Raw genomic sequence first — 17,097 nt, 5'->3', positions numbered from 1 at the left:
GTCAGTGGCCGCCACTAGGGTTGAACGCATGGCAACAAAGACTTCCCGGGCCTCCAAGGCGCCCGCGTACAAATGCGCTGAGTGCGGCTGGACCACCGTCAAGTGGGTGGGCCGCTGCGGCGAGTGCCAGGCATGGGGCACGGTTGAGGAAACGGGCACCGCGGTGGCGCGGACCACGGCGGCCACCACAGTCGTGGAGCCGGCCCGCCGGATCGCGGACGTGGACGCCACCACGGCGGCTTTCCTGCCAACCGGGATGGACGAGCTGGACCGGGTGCTGGGCGGCGGCCTGGTTCCCGGCGCCGTCATCCTGCTGGCAGGCGAGCCCGGAGTGGGGAAGTCCACGCTGCTGCTGGACGTTGCAGCGAAGTTCGCGCGGACTGCCCAGGACGTCCTTTACGTCACCGGCGAAGAGTCGGCCGCCCAGGTGAAGCTGCGCGCGGAGCGGATCGACGCCGTCGCGGAATCGCTGTACCTGTCCGCGGAGACGGACCTTGGGCAGGCGCTGGGGCAGGTGGAGAAGATCGAGCCCCGGCTGCTGATCGTGGACTCGGTGCAGACCCTCAGCAGCGCGGACGTTGACGGCAGCGCCGGCGGCGTGTCCCAGGTCCGCGAGGTGGCGGCGTCCATCATTGCCGCAGCCAAGCGGCGGAACATGACCACCCTGCTGGTGGGCCACGTGACCAAGGACGGTTCCATCGCCGGGCCCCGGCTGCTGGAACACCTGGTGGACGTGGTGTGCCAGTTCGAGGGCGAGCGGCATTCCAGGTTGCGGCTGCTCAGGGCCGTCAAGAACCGGTACGGCCCCACCGACGACGTGGGTTGCTTTGACCTCAATGAGAACGGCATTGAGGGCCTGGCCGATCCCAGCGGGCTGTTTGTGAGCCGCACCAAGGAGCCGGTTTCGGGAACCTGCATCACGGTCACCATGGAGGGCCGCCGCCCCCTGCTGGCGGAGGTGCAGTCACTGCTTGCCGAAAGCCCCAATTCACAGCCCCGGCGGGCCACCAGTGGGCTGGACAGCTCACGCGTGTCCATGCTCTTGGCCGTGCTGCAGCAACGGGCGGGGACCCTGCTGCACAAGGACGATTCGTATGTTGCCACCGTGGGCGGGGTGAAACTCAGCGAACCCGCCACGGACCTCGCCGTGGCCCTCGCCGTGGCCTCGGCCAAGGCCCGCAAGCCCCTGCCCATCCGGCTGATTGCCTTTGGCGAGGTGGGGCTCGCCGGGGAGGTCCGGCCGGTGCCGGGCATCAACCAGCGCATCCAGGAGGCGCACCGGCTGGGATTTACCCACGCCGTGGTTCCAGCCAGCCACACCGGTCCTGGCCCGGTTCCGGCAGGGTTTTCGGTCCGGGAAGTGGAGCACCTGACCGAAGCGCTCAGCCTCTTAATCGGCTAGCAGAACAGGTTTATCCTGGCACGCGCCCGCAAAACCCTTGCCGCCGGCGGACTCCCGGCGGGTACTGTTGGTGGCGGGCTGTCCTGCAAACGGCGGCTCTTGGTTTCTGCGCTGGGGGAAGCTTGGCAATCAAAGAACAGCAGATCACCGCCGAAGGTGCGGGCCACGAACGCGGGTCGCCGGCAGAGCCGGTAGTGTCGGACCGTCTTGACGGACTGTTCGGAAGCCTCAGCGCACGTAAGCGGGTGGCCGCAAGCCAACTGCCCGTGACGTTGACCATTGCACTGGTGGTGGTGGCCACGGCAGTTTTCAGCCCGCAGACGTTCACCAACCAGCTGTTCCTGGCGGCGCTGCTGTTCCACCTGGCCATCACCGCAGCGTCCATAGCCGTACCGTGGGGCCGGCTCCCTGCACAGGCCTTCGTCGTCATCCCGCTTCTGGATTGCCTGGCCATCGGGTTCACCCGGGAGGCGGGAGGACCACCTTTCAACGTCCTCAGCATGATGCTGGTGTTCCCCGTCATCTGGCTCTCCGCCTACGTCCAGCCGTACATGCCTGTCCTGGCCGTTGCGGGGGCAGTCCTCAGCACCGTGGTCCCCTCCGCTCTCCTGGGCTCGTCAACGGTGGGCGGATCGATGATCCGCACCCTTATCCTGCCCCTGGTCCTGTCAATCATCGCGGTGACAGCACACGTGGTGGCCACCACCATCCGCCGCCACCGGACCCGGCTGATTGAAAACGAGCAGGCCCTGTCCCGCACACTCCGTGAAAGTGTCCGACGGCAGGCCCTGCTCGACGCTGTGCTCAAGGCCGTTGGAGTGGGCGTTTGGGTGGTTGATGCTAAAGGGAACACCGTGCTGGCCAACAGGGCCATGCAGGCGGACCCCGCCCTTGCAGGCGTCGTCGATCCCGCTGCCGGGCCGCGCCTCCTCAGGTCGGCTGACAGCTCCACTCCCGTGCCCGCAAAGCTCCTTCCCGCTGCCCGCGCCGCAGCGGGGGAAGCGTTCACCGACGAGTTGTACTGGGCCGGTCCGGCGGAGCGCCAACGGGCCTATTCCGTGAGTTCCCACAGCTTCCCTCCTGCGGGCGGGCAGGAAGGGGGCTCCGTCATCACGTTTGTGGACGTCACCAGCCTGATCGCGGCCATGGCGGCAAAGGACGACTTCGTTGCCACTGTTTCGCACGAGCTGCGGACCCCGCTGACATCCGTCCTTGGCTACCTGGAACTGGTCCTGGACGAACCCGGGCATGACGAGATCCGCGAAGAGCTCCTGGTGGTGCGCCGGAATGCGGAACACCTGTTGAGCCTTGTCAATGACCTCATAGCAGTGGCCTCGGAACGCGTGGACCTCGCGCTGGAGAAGGCTGACCTTTCCCGGTTGGTGGCACTGGAGGTGGACGCAGCCATGCCCAGGACTGCCGGCCACGGACTGCAGCTGGTGCTTGAAGTGGAGGAGCCATTGCCGGCCATGATGGATCCGGAACGGATTGCCCAGGTGGTCCGGAACCTTCTTTCGAACGCCCTCAAATACTCCCCCAACAGCGGCCTGATCACCGTCAGGACCTTCAGGACCCGGGAGGGTGCGGCCTGCTCCATCACCGACACCGGCATGGGGATGACCAGGGAAGAACAGGACCAGGCCTTCACCAAGTTCTTCCGTTCGGCACGCTCGCGTGAAACAGCCATTCCGGGTGCCGGCCTGGGCCTGCCGGTCAGCAAGACCATCATTGAGGGCCACGGGGGAACAATCAGGCTGGACAGTGAGCCCGGCCGCGGTACCACGGCCACCTTCATCCTGCCGGAATCCTGACCGGGATCCATGAGGTTCCGGACTGCACGTGAAGCGCCGTTTCCCCGGCGGAACGGTCAGGAAGCTGTGCCGGCCAGCCAGGTGGAGACGTCGCTGCGCAGCACCAGGAGGGGGCCGCCGGTGGCGCTCACGTTGCCGTTCACCACGTAATAGCCGCGGCCCGAACCTGCTCCCCCGGCCGCCCGGTCCAGGGCGTCCACCAAATGCCGCGGCAGGTGGCCCTGGGGACCAATGCTGCGGAGCTCATCCACTTCTTCCGGCGTAAGCCGTCCCAAAACCTCGGCGATGTTGGCCATGAATGGTCCCGTCCCTTCGACCAGGGTGCCGGACAGAATGCCTGGCAGAGTGCCTGAAGGAATAACCTAAAGCAGGGCCGTGAACTCCGCGTTAACGGCGGACGGCAACTTCGCTTCCTGCTCAAACTGGCTTCTTGGAGGATCAATGCCCATTCGCAGCGCCGGCGTCCTTCTGTACCGCCAGGGCCCGGCCGCCCCCGCCGGTGCCGGGGACGGGCTTCAGGTGTGGATCGCGCACATGGGCGGGCCGTTCTGGGCCCGCAAGGACGCGCATGCCTGGTCCATCCCAAAGGGCGAATACAGCGAGGGCGAAGATCCACGCTCTGCCGCACTTCGCGAATTCGCCGAGGAGATGGGCACCCCTGCCCCCGAGGCCGAATACCGGCTGCTGGGCGAGTTCCGGCAACCCTCGGGAAAGCTCATCACGGTCTTCGCGGCGCAAGTGGATTTCGCCCCTGCCGTGATCAGCAGCAACACCTTTCCGCTGGAATGGCCCAAGGGGTCCGGCAGGATCCAGCACTACCCCGAAATCGATGACGCCCGCTGGTTCCCCGAACAGGAGGCGCGGCTCAAACTCGTGAAAGGCCAGTTGCCCATCCTTGACGCGCTGGTCAAGGACGGGCAACTGGCATAATGCCGCTGCGCCTTAGGAACGTGCAGCGCCGGCCTTAACCGCCAGCACCGGCCGGTCAGCCTGCATGAGGATCTGCTGGGCGTGGCTGCCCAGGATGAACTTGCCCACCTGGGTGCGGTGGCGGAGGCCGATCACGATCAGCGAAGCATCCACCTCCCTTGCCACGTCCAGGAACTCATCAGCGAGGTCGTGCTCGTACGGCGGCTGGATGACGGTGGCTGTGACACCGGCGTCGGCCGCCTTTTTCGCGGCCTGGGCCAGCACGTCCTCCGGGGCCACGGACTTGTCCACCAGTGCGCCCTGGCGGGCGGAGTTCACGATATAGAGGTCCTTTTGCCGGAGCTGCGCCTCGGCGATGCCCGCGGCGAGGGCTGCCTCGCCGGCCGGGGTGGGAACGAACCCAACGATGATGCTCATACCTTCTCCTTGATGTTCTGGTTGGTGCCGTTCCCGGCGGAGGCGGCCGCCGCCGTCGTGCCTTTGCGCTTGGCCAGCATGCTGCGTATGCCCGGCAGCACGGCCACCAGGATGAAGACCACCAGCAGCGTTGCCGAGATGGGGCGGGTGAAGAAACCCGTGGGGTCGCCGCCGAAAACCAGCAGCGAACGCCGCAACGAGCTTTCCAGCAGCTCGCCCAGGACGAAAGCCAGGACCAGCGGCCCCGGTTCGAAGCCGAACTTCTTCATCAGGTAGCCCAGCACGCCGAAGAACACCACCAGGGTCACGTCGAACATGCTGTTGTTGATGGTGTAGGCACCCAGCAGCGTGATGAGGGCAGTGATCGGCGCCAGGATTGCTGCCCGGACGCGGAGGATCCGGACGAAGATGCCCACCAGCGGCAGGCTCATGATCAGCAGCAGGATGTTGCCGATGTACATGGAATTGACCACGCCCCAGAAGAGGTCCGGGTTCTGCTCCACCAGCTGCGGACCGGGCGTCACACCCTGGATCAGCAGCGCGCCGAACATCAGCGCCATGGTGGCATTGGCGGGGATGCCCAGGGTCAGCAGCGGAATGAACGACGACGTTGCTGCCGCGTTGTTCGCTGTTTCCGGGCCCGCCACGCCTTCCGGCGCACCTCTGCCGAACCGTTCCGGCTGCTTGGCCCGCTTCTTCTCCATGGCATACGAGGCCATGGAAGCGATGGTGGCGCCGCCGCCGGGCAGGATGCCCAGGAAGAAGCCCAGGACCGAGCCTCGGGTGATGGCGCCCGACGCCTGCTTCAGGTCAGACCTGGAGGGCCAGACATTGGAGACCTTCGACGGCGCCTTGGCTGCCCGGTGCCGCTCCTCGAGGTTGTAGAGGATCTCACCCAGGCCGAACAGACCCATGGCGATGGGCACGAAGTCGATCCCGTCCGCAAGCTGCAGGCTGCCAAAGGTGAAACGGCTTTCGCCGGTAAACACGTCGCGCCCGACGGTGGCGAGCAGGAGCCCGACGGCTGCCGCGATGAGGGCCTTGGCCTTGGTGCCGCCGCTGATGGTCGCCACCAGCAGGATGCCCAGCAGCGCCAGGGCCGAGTACTCGGCGGGCCCGAAGTCGAGGGCGAAACCCGCCACCACCGGGGCCAGGAAGGTCAGGCCGATGATGGCGGCGGTTCCGCCGATGAAGGAACCGATGGCCGCCAGGCCAAGGGCGGTCCCGGCCCTGCCCTGCCTGGCCATCTGGTAGCCATCGAAAACAGTCACCACCGATGACGCCTCACCCGGGAGCCGGAGCAGGACGGAGGTGATGGTGCCGCCGTACTGGGCGCCGTAGAAGATACCGGCAAGCATGATGATGGCGGTGACCGGCTCCACGCTGTAGGTCAGCGGAAGCAGGATGGCGATGGTGGCGGCCGGGCCCAGCCCGGGCAGCACGCCGATCAGCATGCCGATCACCACGCCGATCAGGCAGTAAAGAAGGTTCATCGGTTCCAGGACGACGGAAAAACCGTTGATCACAGGATTGAAGAAATCCACGGTGGTCTCCTAGAAGAGGTGGGGAATGGAGGTGCCGAGGGCCAGGACGAAGATCCCGTAGAACGCGGCGACGACGATGGTGCTGATGAGGAGCGTGGAGCGCCACGTCTCGCTGCCCAGGAACTTCATCCAGATGATGCACAGGATGAGGGAGGGGATTTCGAAGCCGATCACGGGCATCAGCGCCACCATGGCGGCCAGCGTGGCCAGCCCGGTAAGCGGTGCGAAGGACATCCTGGTGAACTTCTCCGCGTCCCGGTTGTGCCGGCCCCATACCAGCTGGAAGATGGCCAGTGCCACCATCACGCAGCTGGTCAGGAAGGGCCACAGCCCCGGTTCGGGCTTCTCAGGAGTGCCAAGGCCCATGGACACAGACAGTGCCAGGGCACCCAGTCCGACGGCGAGCACCACCAGGGAAGAGGCAGCGTTGGCGAGCGGACCCGCAGCGGGAGGCTTTTCCTCCTCCCACTGCGCGGCCAGTTCTTCGGGGGTCAGGGCCTCAGGCATCTCTTCCTGGCCATCACCGCCGGGCGGAAGGGCGGAGCTGCCGCCCCGCCCGGCAGTCACTGATGGAGTGGTTCCCATGACCTTTACTTGTTCCCGCTGAGGCTGATGCCGTACTTCTCCACCAGGGACTTGTACTTCGCGGCGTAGTCCTTCCACTGCGTTGCCACTTCCTCGCCGGAGATCTCCTTGGGCGTCAGGAGGTTCTTCTTGTTGAACTCCTGGTAGGCGTCAGTCTTGAAGGTGTCCTTGAACGCTGCGGCAAGCTTGTCCTTGACCTCCTGCGGAGTGCCCTTGGGAGCCGCGACGGCCCGGTACTGTGCCACGGGCACGTCATAGCCCGCTTCCTTGGCGGACGGAACGTCGGGCAGGAAGCTGTTGCGACCTTCGGAAAAGACCAGCAGCGGAGCGACCTTTCCGGCCTGGATCTGCGCCATGGCCTCGCCCAGCTGGACAGTGGCAAGTTCCACCTGGTTGCCCAGGACGGCGGTCAGCGCCGGCTTTCCACTGTCGAAGGGCACATCGGTGCCCTGCACGTTGGCCTGCTTGAACAGGACAGTCTGTGCCAGTTGGCTGCCCGTGCCCACACCGGTGGTGCCGAACGTGACGTTCCGGCCGGCGGCAGTGACATCCTTGAAGCTCTTGAACCCGGAGCCCTGGCTGGCCACCAGCACGTAGTCGTCCTGTGAAAGGCCAGTGATGATTTCCAGGTCATCAAGGTTCACGGCTTCGTCCTTGCTGACGGCAAGCGGCGTGATGGTGACCAGGGAGGCCGTGAGGAGGACCAGCTCCTGGCCGTCGGCCGGCTTGCCGGCAACTTCCTTGGTGGCAAGGGCACCGTTGGCGCCCGGCTTGTTCACCACGGGCATCGGGGCTCCGAGGGTCTTGGCCGCTCCGTCTGCCAGCGCCCGGGCGATCAGGTCGGTGCTGCCGCCGGCGGCCTGACCCACGGTCATGGTTACGGGCCCTGCCGGATATTTCGACGAGTTGCCGGCCGCGGCTCCGCCGGCAACATTGCCGCCGCAGGCCGTCAGTGCCAACAGGGTGAAGGCCGACGCCGTTCCAAGGACGGCGCGGCGGGTCGGGAAGTGCTTCATTGGAACTCCTAGGTGCAAGCGCAAGTGGCGGGCCGGGGCCCGGAACATCTGTGAAGGGGGTCACCCCCGCTTCGCTTTGTCGAGTGTAGAGAGCGGTTATGATGCCTGTCTAAGCCCTTATCTGCATCATTTGATACCTGGAAGGCATCATGTTTACTTTCGACCAGTTGGCCGGCTTCATCGCTGTTGCAGAGGAGCTCCACTTCGGCAGGGCCGCCGAACGCCTGAATATGACGCAGCCGCCCCTGAGCCGGCAGATCCAGAAACTGGAGAAGATCGTGGGGGCAGAGCTCCTCGAGCGGGACAACAGGAAAGTGGAGCTCACGTCCGCCGGGAGGACGTTCCTGGATGAGGCCCGCCGGCTCATGGCACTCGCGGAGCGGGCGCCCGCCACTGCGCGGCGGATCGCTTCCGGCAAATCCGGCGTCCTGCGGATCGGCTTCACCGCAGCCAGTGGCTTCAGCATCCTGGGCCCGCTGCTGGAGGAGCTTTCGGGCATCATCCCGGACGTGGACATCGAACTGCAGGAACTGGTGACCGGGGACCAGCTGGCCGGGTTGCTGACCGGCGAACTGGACCTGGGCCTGGCGCGTCCGCCGTTCGACCGGGAGACATTCGACTCGCATCTGCTCTACCGCGAGTCCATGATGCTGGCCGTACCCGAGGGCCACCGGCTTACGCTGCTGGGGCGGAGCATCACGGCGGACGATTTCAGCGATGAGCCCCTGATCATGCACTCGGCCACCCAGGCGCGCTACTTCTATGACCTGGTGGTGCGCATGCTCCCCATCCGCCATGCCAACGTGGTGCATACGGTCAGCCAGATCCTCACCATGGTGTCGCTCGTGGCCGCCAACCGCGGGCTGGCATTCGTACCGCATTCCGCCACCCTGCTGGGGATCCGCGGCGTTGAGTTCCTTCCCCTGGAGGACGGGGACCACGAGCAGGTGGAGCTGCATGCACTCTGGAACCGGCGGATCACCAACCCTGCGCTCTCGCGCCTCCTGCGGGACCTGGAGTTTGCTATGGAGTAACCCGGACTCCATGAGTGATGCAGTCAAGGTATCAATACATATAAAAATACACTTAGACACGCATCGGGCCCGCTCCTACTCTGGGAAGGAATCATCAGCCTGCCGCCCGCGGCGCACACACCGAAGGACCACATCGTGGCTAAGTACACACCCCAGGAACTCGCGGACACACTCAAGGAAGGCCTGCTGTCCTTCCCCGTGACCTCTTTCGACGCGAACCTGCAGTTCGACGAAGAGAACTACCGCAAGCACCTGGCGTGGCAGGCGAGCTTTCCGGTGGCAGGCCTCTTCGCGGCCGGCGGCACCGGCGAGGGGTTCTCCCTCACTCCCGCTGAATCGGAGCACGTGGTGCGGACCGCCGTTGACGAAGTGGGAGGCCGCGTCCCGGTCCTCGCCTCGGCGGGCGGCTCCACCGCCCAGGCCATCGAGAACGCGAAGGCTGCCGAAGCCGCCGGCGCAGAGGGCATCCTGCTCCTTCCCCCGTACCTCACCGAGGCAGACCAGGACGGGCTCGTGGACCACGTCAGCGCAGTCTGCGGCGCCACTTCCCTGGGTGTCATCATCTACAACCGGGCCAATGCCATCTACAAGGACACCACGGTGGCCACCCTCGCGGACCGGCACCAAAACCTCATCGGTTTCAAGGACGGTGTGGGCGACCTGGAGCACGATGCCCGCGTCTACGCCAAGCTCGGCGACCGCCTCTTCTACCTGGGCGGCCTCCCCACCGCCGAAACGTTCGCTCTTCCCTTGCTGCAGCTGGGCATGAGCACCTACTCCAGCGCCATGTACAACTTCGCCCCCCAGTTCGCGCTGGACTTCTACCAGGATGTGCGGAACAACGACCGCGTGGCCGTCAACAAGAAGCTCAATGACTTCGTCATCCCGTACCTGGACATCCGCGACCGCGTGAAAGGCTACGCTGTCTCCATCGTCAAGGCCGGCCTTGAGGCCATCGGCCGTCCGGCCGGCCCTGTACGCCCCCCGCTGCAGAAGCTCAACGACAAGGACTTCGCAGACCTCAAAGCCCTCATCGCCACGATTTCCTAGCCGTCACTGCAGACACAGGAGCCAACCATGACCCTTAACGGACATTCCCTCATCGCCGGCCGGCCCACCGCGGGCGAAGGCAAGACCACCAACGGCTTCAACCCGGCCACCAACCAGGCATTGGAGCCGGCCTACTCCCTGATCACTGAGGAACAGCTGAAAGCGGCCACCTCCGCGGCGGCTGAGGCCTTCCCGTCCTTCAGCACCCTCGATCCAGACACGCATGCCTCCTTCCTGGAAGCGATCGCGGACAACATCGAGGCCATCGGCGACGAACTCGTCATCCGCGCCGGCCAGGAAACCGGGCTCCCCGCCGCCCGGCTCCAAGGCGAACGCGCCCGCACCACCGGGCAGCTGCGCCTCTTCGCCCAGGTGGTGCGCCAAGGCGACTTCCGCGGTGTCCGCATTGACCCCGCCCTCCCCAGCCGGGCCCCGCTGCCCCGCGCCGACATCCGGCAGCGCCAGATCCCCCTCGGCCCCGTCGCCGTGTTCGGCGCGAGCAACTTCCCGCTGGCCTTTTCGACGGCGGGCGGAGACACCGCGTCGGCCCTCGCCGCCGGCTGCCCCGTCGTCTTCAAGGCCCACAACGCCCACCCCGGCACCAGTGAGCTTGTGGGGCAGGCGGTCACCAAAGCCGTCAAGGACCACGGACTGCACGCAGGCGTGTTCTCCCTGATCTACGGGCCCGGTTCCAGCATCGGCCAGGCCCTCGTGGCCGACCCCGCCATCAAGGCCGTTGGCTTCACCGGCTCCCAGGCTGCCGGCATCGCGCTGATGAAGACTGCAGCCGCCCGCCCCGAACCCATCCCGGTCTACGCCGAAATGTCCTCCCTCAACCCTGTCTTCGTGTTCGAAGGCGCCCTTGAAGGCGACATCGACGCCCTCGCCCGGCAGTACGTCACCTCGGTCACCGGAAGCTCCGGCCAGCTCTGCACCTCGCCGGGCCTGCTGTTCGCCCCCGAAGGCGAACTGGGAGACAAACTTGCGGCCGCCGTCGGACGTGCCATCGCCGCCTGCCCCGGGCAGACCATGCTCACCGAAGGAATCGCCAACTCCTGGAACACCGGAACCGCCAACCTCGGCTCCGCCGCCGGTGTCGAACTGATCGGCCAAGGCACCCCCGGCCCCACCGAAAACGCTCCGGCGCCCACCATCTTCGGTACGGGGGTCAGCGAATTCACCGCCAATCACGTCCTGCACGAGGAAATCTTCGGCGCCGCGTCCCTGGTGATCCGCTACGGCAGCACAGACGAGCTCCTCGAAGCCATTGCACGGCTCGAAGGCCAGCTCACCGCGTCGCTCCAGCTCACCGAAAAGGACTACCCGACGGCGGCACCCCTGGTCCCGGCCCTTGAGCAGAGGGTGGGCCGCATCATCGTCAACGGCTGGCCCACCGGCGTCGAGGTTGGCCACGCCATGGTCCACGGCGGCCCGTTCCCCGCCACCTCCGACTCCCGCACCACCTCCGTGGGAACCCTCGCCATCAACCGCTTCCTGCGGCCCGTCGCCTACCAGAACCTTCCCCAGGAACTGCTTCCGGCAGCCCTCCAGGACAGCAACCCCTGGCACCTGAACCGGCGGATTGACGGCGAAGTGGTTTCCGCCGCCGAGAAAGCAGAGATCAACGCATGAGCAACCAGCCCACCATTGCAGCCATCGAAGTCGTACCGGTGGCCGGCCACGACAGCATGCTGATGAACCTCAGCGGCGCCCATGGCCCGTTCTTCACCCGGAACGTTGCCATCATCACCGATTCCGAGGGCCGCACCGGGCTTGGTGAAGTTCCCGGCGGCGAAAAGATCCGCACCACCATCGAGGAAGCCGGGGCCCTGATCAAGGGCAGGCCCGTGGCACGGTACCGGTCGCTGCTGCGGGAAATCGCCGCCGGATTCGCCGACCGGGACGCCGGCGGACGCGGCCTGCAGACGTTTGACCTGCGCACCACCGTCCACGCGGTCACCGCCATCGAATCCGCCCTGCTGGACCTCCACGGGCAGTTCCTCGGCGTTCCCGTTGCCGAACTGCTCGGCGACGGGCAGCAGCGCACCTCGGTGCCCATGCTCGGGTACCTGTTCTTCATCGGCGACCACGCGCGAACGGACCTGCCGTACCTCGTGGAGGAATCGCCGTCGGACCGCTGGGAAAAGCTCCGGCGCCGGGAGGCAATGACTCCGGAAGCCGTCGTCGCCCTCGCCGAAGCCGCGCAGGAACGCTATGGCTTCTCCGACTTCAAACTCAAGGGCGGCGTGCTGTCCGGCGACGACGAAGTGGACGTGGTCACCGCCCTCGCCAAGCGTTTCCCGGACGCCCGGGTCACCCTCGACCCCAACGGCGGCTGGCTCCTGCAGGAAGCGATCCGGCTGGGCAAGCGCATGCAGGGCGTCGTGGCGTACGCAGAGGACCCCTGCGGCGCCGAAGGCCGCTTCTCCGGCCGCGAGGTGATGGCCGAGTTCCGCCGCGCCACCGGGCTGAAGACCGCCACCAACATGATCGCCACTGACTGGCGCGAGATGTCCCACGCCGTCCGCAGCAACGCCGTGGACATCCCGCTGGCTGATCCGCACTTCTGGACCATGCACGGCTCCGTCCGGGTGGCGCAGCTGTGCAACGAGTTCGGCCTCACCTGGGGCTCGCACTCCAACAACCACTTCGACATCTCGCTGGCCATGTTCACCCACACCGGCGCAGCCGCACCCGGCGAAATCACGGCGCTGGATACGCACTGGATCTGGCAGGACGGCCAGGGCCTCACCAAGGAACCGCTGCAGATCAAGGACGGCGCCATCGAGGTCCCCGCCGCTCCCGGCCTGGGCATCGAACTGGACCGGGACGCCCTGGACAAAGCCCACCAGCTGTACCTCGAGCATGGTCTGGACGCCCGGGATGACAGCATCGGCATGCAGTACTACATCGACGGCTGGTCGTTCGACCCCAAGCGGCCCTGCCTGGTCAGGTAACGGCAATCCGGTAAATTTCTGCAAGGCCCCCGCCTTGCCTGTCCCCACCCCAAGGAAACATTCAATGAAGTCTGTGGACAACGCCGTCCTGGACCTGGCATCTGCCACCAGGAAGTTCTTCAAGCGCGTGCTCCCGGTCATGCTGGTCATGCTGGTCTGCAACCAGCTGAACCGGTCCAACATCGGCTATGCCCAGGACCATCTCCAGGCTGACGTGGGCATCGGCGCCGCCGCCTACGGTTTCGGCGCCGGCCTGTTCTTCATCGCCTACGCCATTTTCGAGCTCCCCAGCAACGTGATGATGGAAAAGTACGGCGCCAAGGTCTGGCTGACCAGGATCATGGTCAGCTGGGGCATCGTGTCGTTCCTCATGGCGTTCGTGCAGAACGAAACCATGTTCTACGTCCTGCGGTTCCTGCTGGGCGCCGCTGAGGCCGGTTTCTTCCCGGCGGTCATCTTCTACTTCGCCCGCTGGGTACCGGCCGGCCAGCGGGGGAAGGCGACAGCAGCCTTCATCGCAGGGTCCTCCGTGGCTGCGGCAATCTCCGGCCCCATCGCCGGCTTGCTGCTGAGCCTGAACGGAAGCCTGGGCCTGCGCGGCTGGCAATGGCTCTTCGGTTTCGAGGGCATCCTTTCCGTCCTGGTGGGCATCACCGTGTTCTTCCTGCTCGACGCGAAGATCGCGGATGCCAGGTGGCTCTCCCCCGCGGAAAAGGATGCGCTGTCCAGGGCCATCGATGCCGAGGACGCAGAGCACACCAAGTCGGAAAACGGAAAGGTCAACCGCTGGAAGATGCTTCTGAACCCGCAGATCCTGCTTCTGTGCGGCATCTATTTCGCCATCCAGCTGTCCATCTACGCCAACACCTTCTGGCTGCCGGGCATCGTCAAGCGGATCCCGGGCACCACCGACCTCTCCGCAGGCTTCCTGTCCTCCATCCCCTGGATCTGTGCAGTATTCGCGATGTATTTCGCGGCCAAGATGCAGGACAAGGCGAGGTCAAAGAAGCCGCTGCTGGTGGTTGCGCTCCTGGTGGCCGCCGCCGGCACCTACGCTGCGGCCGTTGCCTCCCCGGTACTGGCGCTGGTCTTCCTGGCCATCGCAGCCATGGGGTTCAAGAGCGCGTCCCCGCTGTTCTGGACCATCCCGCAGTCCGGCCTGCATCCGGTGGTCCTTGCGCCGGCCATCGCCATCATCAACTCGCTGGGCAACTTGGGCGGTTTCGTGGCACCGTTCGGCTTCGGCATCATCAAGGAGCAGACCGGAAGCGTCATCCCGGGCCTCTTCGCACTGGCTGCTGCTTCGGCTGTGGCGGCCGGCCTGGTCTACTTCCTCAGGGAGCGCTGCACTGCAGAACCGGCCGGGAAGGCAGCGGACGAGGCCGTGGAGGCTGCGGTTCCCAGCCGCGCCTGACGTTCCCCTGACCTCCGAGTCGCCGGAACGGTGCCGGACGCTGCAACGTTACGGCGTCCCGGTACGTTCCGGCGTTTTGGCTGGAGTCAGGCGCCCGTGATCACCAAAGCCACGCTGTGGCCACCAAAACCGAAGGCGTTCACCAGCCCGGCCGGGGCGTAACCCGCGGGAAGCTGGTGGGCGCCTTCGGTGAGGACGTTAAGGTCTACTTCCGGGTCCAGCGCCTCCACGTTCAGCGTCCCCGGCACCATGCCGGTCCGCAGGGCTTCAACCACCACGACGGCGGCCAGGGCGCCGGCGCCGCCCAGCAGGTGTCCGGTATGCCCCTTGGTCGAAGTGACCGGTACGTCGCTGCCGAAGACCGCGTTGATGGACTGCCCTTCCAGCCGGTCCCCCACGGGAGTGGAGGTGGCGTGCGCGTGGACGAATCCGATGTCGGCCGGCTGCATGCCCGCCGAATCCAGGGCCTTCTGCATGACCCGCCGCTGCATGGCGGGATCCGCGGCCACAATGTCGTTTGCGTCGGAGGTTACGGCTCCCCCGGCAACGGCCCCAAGCACGGCGGCGCCCCGGGCACGGGCGTGCTCCTCGCTCTCCAGCACCACCACCCCGGCGCCCTCCGCGAGCACAAAGCCGTCCCGGCCGCCGTCGAACGGCCGCGAGGCAAGCTGCGGGTCGCCGGCGCGGGTGGACAGGGCGCGGATCTGCGAAAAGCCGCTGATCACCAGGTCATTCACGGAGGCGTCCACACCGCCGGCAATCACGACGTCGGCAGCACCGGAGCGGATCATCTCGGCTGCCTGGACAATCGCCTCAGCCCCGGAGGCGCAGGCGCTGACGGGGGTCCGGGCGCCGCCACGGGCACCCAGGTCCATGGACACCCACGCGGCCGGGCCGTTGACCATGAGCCGGGTAAGGGTATGCGGCGAGACCTTGCGGGGGCCGGACTGTCCCAGCACGCGGTCCTGCTCAAGGGTGGAACCCAGGCCGCCATATGCGGAACCGATCACCACGGCGAACCGTTCCGGGTCCACCTCCGGGGCGCCGGCCTGTGCCCACGCCTCCCGTGCCGCAATCAGCGCGAACTGCCCGCACCGGTCCATCCGCTTCATCTCGCGGGTGCTGAGGTGCTCCGAGAGGTCAGCCGTGACCTGCCCGGCGATCCTCACGGGCAGCTGTTCCGACCAGTCCTGCTCCAACGCCGCAATCCCGGAACGCCCGTCAAGCAGGGCCTCCCAGGTTTCCTTGGCGTTGGAACCCAGGGGGTTGATGGTGCCCACACCGGTGACCAGTGCGCGGGGTTGGATTTCAGCCATGAGGCCCTACTTTGCGGGGTTGTGCGTGCCGATGGGCACGAGGGTCAGGTCCGGGTGGTTCTTCTCGATCCGGCGCAGCGCCCAAACGTCGTTGAACAGGGCGAGGTATTCGCCGTCGGAGCGCAACAGCACCTCCGCGCCGATGACGTTGGCCAGCGCAGGCATGGCGTCCGCCGTCGAAATCCTGGCCAGCGAGTAGGGCAGGCGTTCCAGCCGCATGGGTGCGCTGAAGTCATGCGCCATGCGGTCCTCCACCACCTCGAACTGCATGGGCCCGACGGCGGCAAGCACCGGCGCCTGGTCACCGCGGACGTCGGAGCGGAGCACCTGGATGACGCCCTCGTGTTCCAGCTGTTCGATGCCGCGGCGGAACTGCTTGAACTTGCTGGGGTCCTTGGAGCGCGCCACCTGGAAGTGTTCGGGGGCGAACAGCGGGATGGCCGGGTATTCCACGGGGTCCTCAAGGAACAGGCTGTCCCCCACACGCAGGGAGGACGCGTTCACCAGCCCGACGACGTCACCGGGGTAGGCCTCGTCGATGACCTCGCGTTCGCGGCCGAACACCTGCTGCGCGTACTTGGTGGCGAAGGACTTGCCGGTGCGGGTCTGGGTGACCACCATGCCGCGCTCGAACACGCCGGAGCAGACGCGGATGAAGGCCACATGGTCGCGGTGGGCCTTGTTCATGCCGGCCTGGACCTTGAAGACGAAGCCGGAGAACGGCGATTCCACGGGCCGCGGGTTGCCCTCCACGTCGGGGCGGGGCGCGGCCGGCGGCGCGAAGTCCACCAGCGCGTCCAGCAGTTCCTTGACGCCGAAGTTCAGTGCGGCGGAGCTGAACAGGATGGGGGTGGCCTTGCCGGCGTGGAAGGCGTCGACGTCGAACTCCAGGTTGGACTCGATCACCAGGCCGGCCTCGTCCACGGCGTCGGACCAGTTGCTGCCCTGGCTTTCCGCGGCTTCCTCAGGGGTGAAGTACTCGGTGATGGCGATCTGGGCGCCTGCGTTGTTGCGCTGGAACCTTGCGAAGCGGTCGTTGCGGAGGTCCCAGACGCCGCGGAAGTCCCCGGATATCCCAACAGCCCAGGTCAGCGGCATGGGCTGCAGGCCGGTGCGTTCGGTGATTTCGTCCATCAGGGCCAATGCGTCCAGGCCGGGACGGTCCCACTTGTTGATCACGGTGATGATGGGCAGGTTGCGCTGCTTGCAGACCTCGAACAGCTTCATGGTCTGGGTTTCCAGGCCCTTGGCGGCATCCACCAGCATCACGGCGCAGTCGACGGCGGCGAGCACCCGGTAGGTGTCCTCGGAGAAGTCAGCGTGGCCAGGGGTGTCCAGGAGGTTGATGACGGTGTCGCGGTAGGAGAACTGAAGCGCGGCTGAGCTGATGGAGATGCCGCGGTCTTTTTCCATCTGCATCCAGTCGGAGACGGTTTCCTTGCGGTTGGCCTTGCCGCTGGAAGCGCCGGCGGTGCCAATGACCCTTGCATGCAGGGCCAGGGCCTCGGTGAGCGTGGACTTGCCGGCGTCCGGGTGCGAGATGACAGCAAAGGTCCTGCGGCGGCCGGCCTCTTTGTGAATACCGGAGATCCGGGCGGGGGTCAGGACATCTTGGGACACG

General features: G+C 66.4%; 15 protein-coding genes. 8 read left to right on the top strand and 7 right to left on the bottom strand.

Going from position 1 to position 17,097, the window contains the following annotated elements; genetic code table 11:
• The first annotated feature begins 28 nt into the window (after window positions 1-28).
• Together radA and FBY36_RS10465 are read left to right on the top strand one after the other, a co-directional pair.
• The gene (radA, locus tag FBY36_RS10470; protein ID WP_142119173.1) at window positions 29-1,402 is read left to right on the top strand and encodes a DNA repair protein RadA; all 1,374 of its coding nucleotides are present in this window, start codon (window positions 29-31) and stop codon (window positions 1,400-1,402) included.
• 122 nt (window positions 1,403-1,524) lie between these two features.
• Complete coding sequence (locus tag FBY36_RS10465; protein ID WP_142119171.1) at window positions 1,525-3,213, top strand: sensor histidine kinase; 1,689 nt, start codon at window positions 1,525-1,527, stop codon at window positions 3,211-3,213.
• A 56-nt stretch (window positions 3,214-3,269) separates the two neighbouring features.
• Here the strand turns inward: FBY36_RS10465 and FBY36_RS10460 are convergent, their stop codons facing one another.
• Window positions 3,270-3,509: a hypothetical protein gene (locus FBY36_RS10460; protein WP_056337621.1), complete on the bottom strand. Its 240-nt coding sequence runs from the start codon at window positions 3,507-3,509 to the stop codon at window positions 3,270-3,272.
• A gap of 145 nt (window positions 3,510-3,654) precedes the next feature.
• Between FBY36_RS10460 and FBY36_RS10455 the strand changes: the two genes are divergently transcribed.
• Window positions 3,655-4,143 (top strand): NUDIX domain-containing protein, encoded by a 489-nt coding sequence (locus FBY36_RS10455; RefSeq protein ID WP_142119169.1) that lies wholly within the window; start codon window positions 3,655-3,657, stop codon window positions 4,141-4,143.
• A 12-nt stretch (window positions 4,144-4,155) separates the two neighbouring features.
• Here FBY36_RS10455 and FBY36_RS10450 read toward each other — a convergent pair whose 3' ends face one another.
• The 4 genes from FBY36_RS10450 to FBY36_RS10435 are packed head-to-tail and all read right to left on the bottom strand — an operon-like array spanning window position 4,156 to window position 7,705.
• Window positions 4,156-4,560 (bottom strand): universal stress protein, encoded by a 405-nt coding sequence (locus FBY36_RS10450; protein ID WP_056337611.1) that lies wholly within the window; start codon window positions 4,558-4,560, stop codon window positions 4,156-4,158.
• Window positions 4,557-6,104: a tripartite tricarboxylate transporter permease gene (locus FBY36_RS10445; RefSeq protein ID WP_142119167.1), complete on the bottom strand. Its 1,548-nt coding sequence runs from the start codon at window positions 6,102-6,104 to the stop codon at window positions 4,557-4,559. Before FBY36_RS10445 ends, FBY36_RS10450 begins: the two co-directional genes overlap by 4 nt.
• 9 nt (window positions 6,105-6,113) lie before the next feature.
• Entirely contained in the window at window positions 6,114-6,689 is a 576-nt protein-coding gene (locus tag FBY36_RS10440) for a tripartite tricarboxylate transporter TctB family protein (RefSeq protein ID WP_142119166.1), read from the bottom strand.
• A 5-nt stretch (window positions 6,690-6,694) separates the two neighbouring features.
• The gene (locus tag FBY36_RS10435; RefSeq protein ID WP_142119164.1) at window positions 6,695-7,705 is read right to left on the bottom strand and encodes a tripartite tricarboxylate transporter substrate binding protein; all 1,011 of its coding nucleotides are present in this window, start codon (window positions 7,703-7,705) and stop codon (window positions 6,695-6,697) included.
• Window positions 7,706-7,854: 149 nt separating this feature from the next.
• Here FBY36_RS10435 and FBY36_RS10430 point away from each other — a divergent pair, with 149 nt between their 5' ends.
• The 5 genes from FBY36_RS10430 to FBY36_RS10410 all read left to right on the top strand — a co-directional run bounded on the left by FBY36_RS10430 (window position 7,855) and on the right by FBY36_RS10410 (window position 14,160).
• Window positions 7,855-8,739: a LysR family transcriptional regulator gene (locus tag FBY36_RS10430; RefSeq protein WP_142119162.1), complete on the top strand. Its 885-nt coding sequence runs from the start codon at window positions 7,855-7,857 to the stop codon at window positions 8,737-8,739.
• 135 nt (window positions 8,740-8,874) lie between these two features.
• Window positions 8,875-9,789 carry a 5-dehydro-4-deoxyglucarate dehydratase gene (gene kdgD, locus FBY36_RS10425; protein WP_142119161.1) on the top strand — a complete coding sequence of 305 codons (915 nt, stop codon included), beginning with the start codon at window positions 8,875-8,877 and terminating at the stop codon, window positions 9,787-9,789.
• Window positions 9,790-9,816: 27 nt separating this feature from the next.
• Window positions 9,817-11,421, top strand: a complete 1,605-nt coding sequence (locus FBY36_RS10420; RefSeq protein ID WP_142119159.1) for an aldehyde dehydrogenase (NADP(+)) — start codon at window positions 9,817-9,819, stop codon at window positions 11,419-11,421.
• Entirely contained in the window at window positions 11,418-12,746 is a 1,329-nt protein-coding gene (locus tag FBY36_RS10415) for an enolase C-terminal domain-like protein (protein ID WP_142119157.1), read from the top strand. Before FBY36_RS10420 ends, FBY36_RS10415 begins: the two co-directional genes overlap by 4 nt.
• A gap of 64 nt (window positions 12,747-12,810) precedes the next feature.
• Window positions 12,811-14,160, top strand: coding sequence for an MFS transporter (locus tag FBY36_RS10410; protein WP_142119155.1), 1,350 nt, complete (start codon window positions 12,811-12,813; stop codon window positions 14,158-14,160).
• A gap of 86 nt (window positions 14,161-14,246) precedes the next feature.
• Here the strand turns inward: FBY36_RS10410 and FBY36_RS10405 are convergent, their stop codons facing one another.
• Complete coding sequence (locus tag FBY36_RS10405; protein ID WP_142119153.1) at window positions 14,247-15,476, bottom strand: beta-ketoacyl-[acyl-carrier-protein] synthase family protein; 1,230 nt, start codon at window positions 15,474-15,476, stop codon at window positions 14,247-14,249.
• Between the two features lie 6 nt (window positions 15,477-15,482).
• Entirely contained in the window at window positions 15,483-17,096 is a 1,614-nt protein-coding gene (locus FBY36_RS10400; RefSeq protein WP_142119151.1) for a peptide chain release factor 3, read from the bottom strand.
• Between the last annotated feature and the right edge of the window lies 1 nt (window position 17,097).

It is taken from the genome of Arthrobacter sp. SLBN-122 (assembly GCF_006715165.1).
In the GTDB taxonomy this organism is placed as follows: domain Bacteria; phylum Actinomycetota; class Actinomycetes; order Actinomycetales; family Micrococcaceae; genus Arthrobacter.
The sequence above is the reverse complement of the archived record's forward strand: the minus strand, read 5'-3'. Positions and strand labels throughout refer to the sequence as shown.

Bases quoted from the DNA above. Each gene is read 5' to 3' on its own strand.
- FBY36_RS10455 (WP_142119169.1), top strand. From the start codon at position 3,655: ATGCCCATTCGCAGCGCCGGCGTCCTTCTGTACCGCCAGGGCCCGGCC.
- FBY36_RS10435 (WP_142119164.1), bottom strand. From the start codon at position 7,705: ATGAAGCACTTCCCGACCCGCCGCGCCGTCCTTGGAACGGCGTCGGCC.
- FBY36_RS10420 (WP_142119159.1), top strand. From the start codon at position 9,817: ATGACCCTTAACGGACATTCCCTCATCGCCGGCCGGCCCACCGCGGGC.
- FBY36_RS10440 (WP_142119166.1), bottom strand. From the start codon at position 6,689: ATGGGAACCACTCCATCAGTGACTGCCGGGCGGGGCGGCAGCTCCGCC.
- FBY36_RS10410 (WP_142119155.1), top strand. From the start codon at position 12,811: ATGAAGTCTGTGGACAACGCCGTCCTGGACCTGGCATCTGCCACCAGG.
- FBY36_RS10415 (WP_142119157.1), top strand. From the start codon at position 11,418: ATGAGCAACCAGCCCACCATTGCAGCCATCGAAGTCGTACCGGTGGCC.
- FBY36_RS10405 (WP_142119153.1), bottom strand. From the start codon at position 15,476: ATGGCTGAAATCCAACCCCGCGCACTGGTCACCGGTGTGGGCACCATC.
- FBY36_RS10450 (WP_056337611.1), bottom strand. From the start codon at position 4,560: ATGAGCATCATCGTTGGGTTCGTTCCCACCCCGGCCGGCGAGGCAGCC.
- FBY36_RS10460 (WP_056337621.1), bottom strand. From the start codon at position 3,509: ATGGCCAACATCGCCGAGGTTTTGGGACGGCTTACGCCGGAAGAAGTG.
- radA (WP_142119173.1), top strand. From the start codon at position 29: ATGGCAACAAAGACTTCCCGGGCCTCCAAGGCGCCCGCGTACAAATGC.
- FBY36_RS10430 (WP_142119162.1), top strand. From the start codon at position 7,855: ATGTTTACTTTCGACCAGTTGGCCGGCTTCATCGCTGTTGCAGAGGAG.